This is a genomic window from Neobacillus drentensis (assembly GCF_036965645.1).
Lineage (GTDB): Bacteria > Bacillota > Bacilli > Bacillales > Cytobacillaceae > Neobacillus > Neobacillus drentensis_D.
The window spans coordinates 1-8277 of record NZ_JBALPZ010000231.1; the positions used below are offsets into that span (position 1 = coordinate 1).

10 protein-coding genes and 1 other RNA gene are annotated in these 8277 nt (G+C 40.4%); 7 read left to right on the plus strand and 4 right to left on the minus strand.

The window, feature by feature from the left end; genetic code table 11:
• Position 1: 1 nt before the first annotated feature.
• The 4 genes from V7266_RS29085 to V7266_RS29100 form a co-directional block, all read right to left on the minus strand.
• On the minus strand, positions 2 to 697 hold the full coding sequence (locus V7266_RS29085; RefSeq protein WP_335472696.1) for a deoxynucleoside kinase: 696 nt from the start codon (positions 695 to 697) through the stop codon (positions 2 to 4).
• A gap of 4 nt (positions 698 to 701) precedes the next feature.
• Complete coding sequence (locus V7266_RS29090) at positions 702 to 1367, minus strand: deoxynucleoside kinase (RefSeq protein WP_335472697.1); 666 nt, start codon at positions 1365 to 1367, stop codon at positions 702 to 704.
• Between the two features lie 232 nt (positions 1368 to 1599).
• The gene (locus V7266_RS29095; RefSeq protein ID WP_335472698.1) at positions 1600 to 2886 is read right to left on the minus strand and encodes a glycoside hydrolase family 18 protein; all 1287 of its coding nucleotides are present in this window, start codon (positions 2884 to 2886) and stop codon (positions 1600 to 1602) included.
• A 35-nt stretch (positions 2887 to 2921) separates the two neighbouring features.
• Positions 2922 to 3491: an isochorismatase family cysteine hydrolase gene (locus tag V7266_RS29100; protein ID WP_335472699.1), complete on the minus strand. Its 570-nt coding sequence runs from the start codon at positions 3489 to 3491 to the stop codon at positions 2922 to 2924.
• Between the two features lie 117 nt (positions 3492 to 3608).
• Here V7266_RS29100 and tadA point away from each other — a divergent pair, with 117 nt between their 5' ends.
• From tadA to V7266_RS29135, 7 genes are all read left to right on the plus strand, one after another.
• The gene (gene tadA / locus V7266_RS29105) at positions 3609 to 4121 is read left to right on the plus strand and encodes a tRNA adenosine(34) deaminase TadA (protein ID WP_335472703.1); all 513 of its coding nucleotides are present in this window, start codon (positions 3609 to 3611) and stop codon (positions 4119 to 4121) included.
• A 93-nt stretch (positions 4122 to 4214) separates the two neighbouring features.
• An RNA gene (gene ffs / locus V7266_RS29110) (signal recognition particle sRNA large type) lies at positions 4215 to 4479 on the plus strand.
• Positions 4480 to 4613: 134 nt separating this feature from the next.
• On the plus strand, positions 4614 to 6314 hold the full coding sequence (dnaX, locus tag V7266_RS29115) for a DNA polymerase III subunit gamma/tau (protein WP_335472700.1): 1701 nt from the start codon (positions 4614 to 4616) through the stop codon (positions 6312 to 6314).
• Between the two features lie 26 nt (positions 6315 to 6340).
• Entirely contained in the window at positions 6341 to 6664 is a 324-nt protein-coding gene (locus V7266_RS29120) for a YbaB/EbfC family nucleoid-associated protein (protein WP_374110708.1), read from the plus strand.
• A 107-nt stretch (positions 6665 to 6771) separates the two neighbouring features.
• Positions 6772 to 7368: a recombination mediator RecR gene (gene recR, locus V7266_RS29125; protein ID WP_098533749.1), complete on the plus strand. Its 597-nt coding sequence runs from the start codon at positions 6772 to 6774 to the stop codon at positions 7366 to 7368.
• Between the two features lie 74 nt (positions 7369 to 7442).
• Positions 7443 to 7661, plus strand: a complete 219-nt coding sequence (locus V7266_RS29130) for a YaaL family protein (RefSeq protein ID WP_335472701.1) — start codon at positions 7443 to 7445, stop codon at positions 7659 to 7661.
• Positions 7662 to 7775: 114 nt separating this feature from the next.
• Positions 7776 to 8039 (plus strand): pro-sigmaK processing inhibitor BofA family protein, encoded by a 264-nt coding sequence (locus V7266_RS29135; protein ID WP_335472702.1) that lies wholly within the window; start codon positions 7776 to 7778, stop codon positions 8037 to 8039.
• The last annotated feature ends 238 nt before the right edge of the window (positions 8040 to 8277 follow it).

Below are 8277 nucleotides of genomic sequence, written 5' to 3' on the forward strand. Positions count from 1 at the left end.
GTTATGTCCCAGCCTCTTTTTCTATTTTGAGTATTTCATTTAATTTCTCGTCTACGGCCTTACAAACCTTGGTGGCGTCTGCCTTATTTTTGACCACATCGGTATTGTCCATATCAATCACAAGCACTTCACTTGCTGCGTATTGATTCATAACCCATTCATCGTAACCCTTCCATACTTCGAAGTAGTACTCCTTTAGTTCAGGGTTAATTTCAAAACTTCTGCCGCGCGCCATGATGCGATCAATTACTGTTTCAAAGGATCCCTTTAAGTAAACCATTAAATCTGGTGCCTTCTTCGGAAGCTCATTTAATTCTTCCATCATATTATCAACAAGATCTTCATAGATTTTAAATTCTAATCCAGAAATCCGGCCTAAGTTTTTATTTACATAAGCAAAATACCAGTCCTCATAAATGGAGCGGTCTTGGATGGTATAAACGGGTTCACGCCAATTCACACATTCTTTAACCGTCTTAAAGCGTTTATTTAAAAAGAATAATTGCAGGAGAAAAGGAATTCTTCTTGAATCCAATTCTTCTGGTGTCAGTTCATAATAAAGGGGAAGAATTGGATTATCATCGACTGCTTCATAGAAAACCTTACTCTCAATTCCTTTATTTTTAAAGTGTGCATTCAATGTATCGGCTACACTTGTTTTTCCTAGACCAATCATACCACCAATTACGATACTCACTAACCTAACATCCCCCGTTCAATAATATGTTGTTTGACCAGTTGCTTTCTTTCAAGGAAGTTGATAACTTTTGAAAAATATAGTTTAAATCCTGCTCACTTTTGACAAAATCCAGCTCATCACCGCTAAAGCGAAGAACAGGGATTTCAGGATGATCTTTTTCAAAAGAAGCTAACGTGTTTTCATAATCAATGGAAAGCTGTTCTAAATATAAGGGACTGATATTTTTCTCGACTTCCCGCCCTCTTTTTTTAATCCGTTTCAGAAGTGTATCGAGGCTTGCATTCAAATAAATAATGACATTAGGCTTCGGCATATCTTCCGTTAGAATTTGATAAATCTTAAAGTACTTTTGGTACTCTTCGTTATTTAACGTCCGTTCAGCGAAAATCAAATTCTTTAATATATGATAGTCCGCCACAACCGATTTATTTTGGCTTAGGTAATGGGTATTGATATCCCCTAATTGCTTATAGCGATTGCAGAGAAAAAACATTTCAGTTTGAAAACTCCACTCCTCTATATTTTCGTAGAATTTCCCTAAAAATGGATTTTCATCAACAATCTCTTTTAATAAGGCAAAATTAAATTGTTCTGAAATGGCTTTTGCGAGAGATGTCTTTCCTACACCAATCGGCCCTTCAACGGTAATAAAGGGTGTAACCCCCATTGCAAGTCCTCCTTCTCCAGCTGCCTGCACATCTATGCTATTGTATGATAAGTTTTTAACGAACCTTATCCTAGTAACTGTGGTAAACGGTCTTTTTATGACGCAAAGAATATTTTATCATAATCTGTCGCAGTAAGGGATATGGAATATTTTCAAGCTGCAGGTTTTATGTCAAAAATATGAAAAAACTGCCGAATAACGACAGTTTTTGTAGATGGATAATTTATATCTGTTAGGAGCCCTTCTTCGTTACATTGAAATTGTCTACAATTAACAGCCAATTTTGCGGGAAGGCCAATCCAAGCTTCCAATAGCTCATTCCTCGCAGATTCATCTCCTTGATTAAGTCGAACTTCGCCTGGATGGACCGGGCATCCTCAAACCAGACCTCATGCTCTTTACCACTTGCTGTATACCGGAAATGCGGAGCTTGTGCGGTTGTGTCGTATTCAATAGGCACATTATGTGTTGCGGCAAGTTGAATTGCCTGCTGTGGGCTTACCGCTTTTGCTACTGTCCCTTGAACAAAAGGAAGTGTCCAGTCATAACCATAAAGGTTCTGCCCCATCAGAATCTTATTGGATGGTATTTCCGTAACGGCGTATTCGAGAACTTTTCTGACCTGTGGGATTGGTGATACAGCCATGGCAGGGCCGCCGCTGTACCCCCACTCATAGGTCATAATCACCACAAAGTCAGAAATCTCCCCATGTGCTCGATAGTCGTGGCCTTCATACCATTTCCCTTTTTGGGTGGCACTTGTCTTCGGAGCAAGGGCAGTAGACATGAACCAGCCCTCCCGGCTAAACCTTTGTTTTGCCTTCCGCAAAAAGTTATTATAGGCTTCCCGGTCGGCTGGCCGTAAAAACTCAAAATCAAAATGAATGTCGCGGAATCCATATTTTTTAGCGGTTGCGACAATATTATTAAGGAATCGATCCTGGATTGCCGTATCGTTTAATAAAATGCGGCCAAGTTCGTCACTAAATTGATCATTCTCTTGATTATTGATGACCATCATTAAAACGTTGCGATTGGCTCTAGCGATTGCAGGGAAATTATTTAGTAAAGGCTCTTTTAAGGTCCCATCGCGGCGTGCCTGAAAGCTAAAGGGGGCTAGATAGGTTAAATATGGAGCTGCTTCTCTGGCACTTGATTCTAATATAGGGGCTACGGTCGTCCCGCGCGGTTCAACATAGGCGTTAAACTCAGCATTTCTTTTTGCCCCTTGTGGTATATAGAGTCGGAAGCCTGTATTTAAAGGCTGATTGATGTTAATACGGTTAACACTTGCCAACTGTTGAGGAGAAACGCCGAACTTACGGCCTATTGAATAAAGAGAATCTCCAGATTGAACGAAATAAAAGTGGCCGATAATGGGAATAACAATGGATTGTCCAATGACGAGATTATTTGGGTTTGGCAGATCATTTGCCTCAACGATGTCTTGTACGGTGGTATGATAGGTCCTTGCAATCGTTGTTAATGATTCATTACTTTTTATTACATGGATTTGCATCCTAATCCCTCCCCGAAACATACGCTACAGCTATTCTATGAGGGATAGGCAGATTGCATGATATAATGTTGTATATTTTGTGAGGATGTGACTTCTGCTTTTAAGACATTTCTCATCATCATTAGAGCATACTGGTTATCTTGGTCATCGGCTGAGGCAATACAATCATTAGGAATAAGGAGCTTGTATTCACGCATATAGGCATCGTTCGCTGTAAATAGAACACAGATATTGCCGGCAATTCCAGTTAAAATCAGGGTATTTACTTTTAGCTGATGAAGTAAGGTATTTAGGGCAGTACCGTAAAAGGCGGAGTGTTTGGGCTTGATTAAGAAATAATCATTTTCTCCCGGCAGCACTTTCTTGTAGATGGGCTCACTATATTGATTTCGGCAATATTCAATAATTCGATTGTAATCGGCTTGCCATAAATTATAATGATCGTTAATAAAGATAACAGGAAGCTGTTGCTGGTTAAATTGATCCTTTATTTTTTTGATTGGTCCGGCAATGTTCAGTGTCTTTTGGGCGAGAATTGGACCATGAGTAAAATCAAAGTTGTTGATCATATCAATGATTAATAGTGCAGGACGGATCTGATTCAAACTGTCTCCCTCCTTTTTGTTTATTTTGGAGTAGAAAGGTAGTTTTTATCCCGCCTTTCATTAATAGGAGATTTCAAACCTTTAATAATAAAATAATTAGGTGATAATTTGGTAAATATCGTAGATCCTCAAGATGAATTTTTTATGAAGGAAGCAATAAAGGAAGCAAAGAAAGCAGAAGAATTAAATGAAGTACCAATTGGTGCAGTGCTGGTGATGAATGGAGAAATTATTTCCCGGGCCCATAATTTAAGAGAGCTAGAACAAAGTGCAATTGCTCATGCCGAGTTACTAGCGATTGATCAGGCCTGCCGGCATACTGGATCTTGGCGGTTAGAGGATTCCACCCTGTATGTCACCTTGGAGCCGTGTCCTATGTGTGCCGGTGCGATTATTTTATCAAGAGTGAAAAGAGTGGTTTATGGTGCAAGTGATCCAAAAGGGGGCTGTGCTGGGACTCTCATGAATCTGTTACAGGATGAACGATTCAATCATCAATGTGATGTCACGATGGGTGTTTTAGAAGAAGAATGCGGGCAGCTTCTTTCTGCCTTTTTTCGAAGCATAAGAGATCGAAAAAAGCTCGAAAAGAAAATGAAGAATCAAAACGCCGAAAACAACTTACAGTAATTTACAGTTTGATTGGGATTGCTTTTTTTCGCGATAGGTTGTATATTAGAAAGGCGTCAGATAAGACGCATGAAACCTTAGGTATCAATTTTGCCGTGCTAGGTGGGGAGGCAGCGGTGCCCTGTACCCGCAATCCGCTCTAGCGGGACTGAATCCCTTCCCGAGGCTTACGACCTGTAGGGTCTGCCTTAAGTAAGTGGTGTTGACGCCCTGGTCCTGCGCAATGGGAATCCATGAACCATGTCAGGTCCGGAAGGAAGCAGCATTAAGTGGACGCTCCCATGTGCCGCAGGGTTGCCTGGGCCGAGCTAACTGCTTAAGTAACGCTTATGGGCGTATGTCGACGGAAGGTGCACGGCAGTACATATATGCATGCACTCAAAAACTCATCTCAAATTACGGGATGAGTTTTTTTACATACATTTTGAAAAATGGAAATTAAATAAGCTATAATAGATATGATGATAAAAAATTTGAAGGGGGCGGTGTCCAGTGGCATATCAAGCTTTATATCGTGTTTGGCGTCCGCAGGCATTTATTGATGTAGTAGGACAAGAACATGTTACCAAGACATTGCAAAACGCCCTGCTTCAGCAAAAAATTTCACATGCCTATCTTTTTTCAGGCCCTAGAGGAACAGGTAAAACTAGTGCTGCTAAAATATTAGCAAAGGCTATTAATTGTGAGCATGCACCGGTTTCGGAGCCATGTAATGAATGTGCGGCATGCCGCGGCATCACCAATGGCACTATTCCAGATGTATTAGAATTTGATGCTGCGTCAAATTCCCGAGTAGAGGAAATGAGGGATGTCCTCGATAAGGTCAAATTTGCACCAACCGCTGTAAATTACAAGGTCTACATTATAGATGAAGTGCATATGCTGTCGATTAGTGCCTTTAATGCCTTGTTGAAGACGCTCGAGGAACCACCAAAGCATGTTATTTTTATTTTGGCAACAACGGAACCTCATAAGATTCCGCTAACGATTATTTCAAGGTGTCAGCGTTTTGATTTTAGACGCATAACAGCAGGATCCATTGTGAATAGAATGAAATTAATCGTGGAAGAAACAGGCGTGAATTGTGATGAAACAGCGTTGCAAATGATTGCCCGCGCTGCTGAGGGCGGGATGCGAGATGCTTTAAGTCTGTTGGACCAAGCTATTTCCTACAGTCAGGACCGTGTCACACTTGAAGATGCGTTGACCGTTACAGGATCTGTATCACAGGGATTTCTTAATAAGTTAGCCCATGCTTTTCAAGAGGGCAATGTGGCAAGCGGTCTAGAGGCACTCGATGAACTATTATTCCACGGGAAAGATCCTTCTAGATTTATTGAGGACTTCATTTTATTTTATCGGGATATGCTTCTTTATAAAACTGCCCCTAATCTAGAGGAATCGCTTGAAAGAGTGATGCTGGATGAGGATTTTAAAAGATTGGCGGAAACGATCCCGGTTGAAAAAATTTATCAACTTATCGACTTGCTGAATAAGACGCAGCAGGAAATGCGCTGGACCAATCATCCCCGAATCTTTTTGGAGGTGGCGGTTGTAAAGCTCTGTCAAATGGAAGTGAAACCATCATCCGTTCAAACAGATTCTGCACCGATTGGGCAATTATTAGCAAGAATTGATCAGCTTGAATCAGAGCTGCAGCACTTAAAGGCCAATGGGGCAGCCCCGGCTGCTCAAGAGGGAGCACCACAACAGCCAAAGGCAGCACAAAGATCATCCTCGAAAAAAGCCTTCCAGGCACCAGTTGGAAAAATAAATGAAGTTTTAAAGCAGGCAACGAAGAACGATTTAAATTTAATTAAAGCGAATTGGGGAGAAATGCTGTCGAGCTTGCTAAAATCGCAAGCGGCATTATTAAATGATGCCGAACCGATTGCGGCCTCAACTACCGCTTTTATTATAAAATTTAAGCATGAAATGATTTGCCAAATGGCAATGAACCGCACGGATTTTCTTGATGCCGTAACTGCTGCGTTTTTAAAATTAACAGGCAAGAGGCTGCAACTTTTAGGTGTTCCTGAAGATCAATGGCTGCCGATTCGCGAAAGCTTTTTAAATAGTCAGCATGATGAAGAGGGAACAAGCATAGTCGGTGAGTCTGCGAAAGAAGAGGAAGCGCATATTGCAGAGGCAAAGAAATTATTTGGTGCAGAATTTGTAGAAATTATTGACTAATGAATAAATAAATGGAGGTTATGAATATGATGCGTGGCGGCGGAATGGGTAACATGCAAAATATGATGAAACAAATGCAAAAGATGCAGAAGAAAATGGCGGAGGCTCAAGAAGAGTTAGGTCAGCAAAAAATTGAAGGTACTGCCGGCGGCGGAATGGTGACGGTGATTGTTACAGGACATAAAGAAGTGGTAGATGTGCAAATTAAACCTGAAGCCGTAGATCCAGATGATGTTGAAATGCTTCAAGACTTGGTTCTTGCAGCAGTTAATGATGCTCTTAAAAAGGCGGAAGAATTAACAAACAATACAATGGGTCAATTTACAAAAGGAATGAATTTACCTTTTTAATTTAACAGAGTGTTCTTATTAAATGTTGAGCTGGGGGTGCATAGGAACTTAGGACGTTTTCGTCCCCAAGGCCTGGCACCCCTGCTTTTCTAGAGGAGAAAAACCACATGCACTATCCAGAACCGATATCAAAGCTGATTGACAGCTTTATGAAACTGCCGGGAATTGGTCCTAAAACGGCTGCCCGTCTGGCATTCCATGTCTTAAATATGAAAGAAGACACAGTACTCGACTTTGCAAAGGCACTTGTCAACGCAAAACGTAATTTAACTTACTGCTCCGTCTGCGGCCATATAACAGACCAAGACCCATGTTATATCTGTGAGGACCAGCGCAGGGATAAAAGCATTATATGTGTCGTTCAAGATCCAAAAGATGTTATTGCTATGGAGAAAATGAAGGAATTTAATGGCTTATACCATGTGCTGCACGGGGCTATTTCACCTATGGATGGAATCGGGCCTGAGGATATAAATATTCCCGATTTATTGAAAAGACTCCAAGACGAAACGGTTCAAGAAGTTATTCTCGCCACAAATCCAAATATTGAGGGTGAAGCTACAGCCATGTATATCTCTCGTTTATTAAAACCATCAGGTATTAAAACAACTAGGATTGCTCATGGACTTCCTGTAGGCGGAGACCTTGAGTATGCAGATGAAGTAACCTTATCTAAGGCACTTGAAGGAAGACGAGAATTGTAAACATAAATACGTGAAAAGCAATCGTAAGTCTAAATATAGATTTTGGCTAGACACTATAACCGGAGGAATCACACATGTTTTTTCGGCGCAAAGGGCGGCTGCGAAAAGAGTATGATGAGAAGCTGTTAACACAATTAAACCGATTTAAAACACATTATCAGCAAGAAAAGCTACTATTAGAAAAAAGCTTTGATCCTTCAGAAGAAGTGATCTGTCAAACTAAGATAGCGGAAGCTAAATATATCTTTCTATTAAGAGAAGCAAAGCAGCGAAATGTAACCATTTTTAAGTAGTGGCTCTTTTCGTAAACTTTTGTTTAAATAAAACAGTATTTCTCTCCATATGGTCTATACATAACAACTTGTACATATGTTGTAGTAAAAAGACATTGGAGGGGGAAGCTCTAGTTGGAACCAATAGTCGTCATTTCTATTTTAGGCGGGCTTATTCTTATATTATTATTTTCTGGTGCACCATTTAAGCCAGTCCGATTTCTCGGACAGGCAGCTGTAAAGTTTTTAATAGGGGCACTGTTTTTATTTTTCCTGAATGTGGCTGGCAATCGTTATGGAATTCATGTTCCGATTAATTTTGCGACTTCCGCTGTTTCAGGTTTTCTTGGTATACCGGGATTAGTCGCGTTAGTTGCGATCCAGCATTGGGTTCTATAAATAAAACCGCTGAAATACGGCGGTTTTTCTTATGCTGGGGTAAAAGACAAAAAGAAAGAATCTATTTCGAAAAAAATAACAATTATATGCTTGACGGTTTAAATAGAATGCTGTAATATATTAAAAGTCGTCACCAAGACGATGAAAGAAAAAAGAAAGTTGTTGACTTTCAGTTGATAACTTGATAAGATAATAAAGTCGCTTTCGGGTGACGGGAACTTGTTCTTTGAAAACTAAA

Coding starts and splice junctions, on each gene's coding strand:
- V7266_RS29090 (WP_335472697.1), bottom strand. CDS start 1,367: ATGGGGGTTACACCCTTTATTACCGTTGAAGGGCCGATTGGTGTAGGA.
- V7266_RS29095 (WP_335472698.1), bottom strand. CDS start 2,886: ATGCAAATCCATGTAATAAAAAGTAATGAATCATTAACAACGATTGCA.
- V7266_RS29120 (WP_374110708.1), top strand. CDS start 6,341: ATGATGCGTGGCGGCGGAATGGGTAACATGCAAAATATGATGAAACAA.
- recR (WP_098533749.1), top strand. CDS start 6,772: ATGCACTATCCAGAACCGATATCAAAGCTGATTGACAGCTTTATGAAA.
- V7266_RS29130 (WP_335472701.1), top strand. CDS start 7,443: ATGTTTTTTCGGCGCAAAGGGCGGCTGCGAAAAGAGTATGATGAGAAG.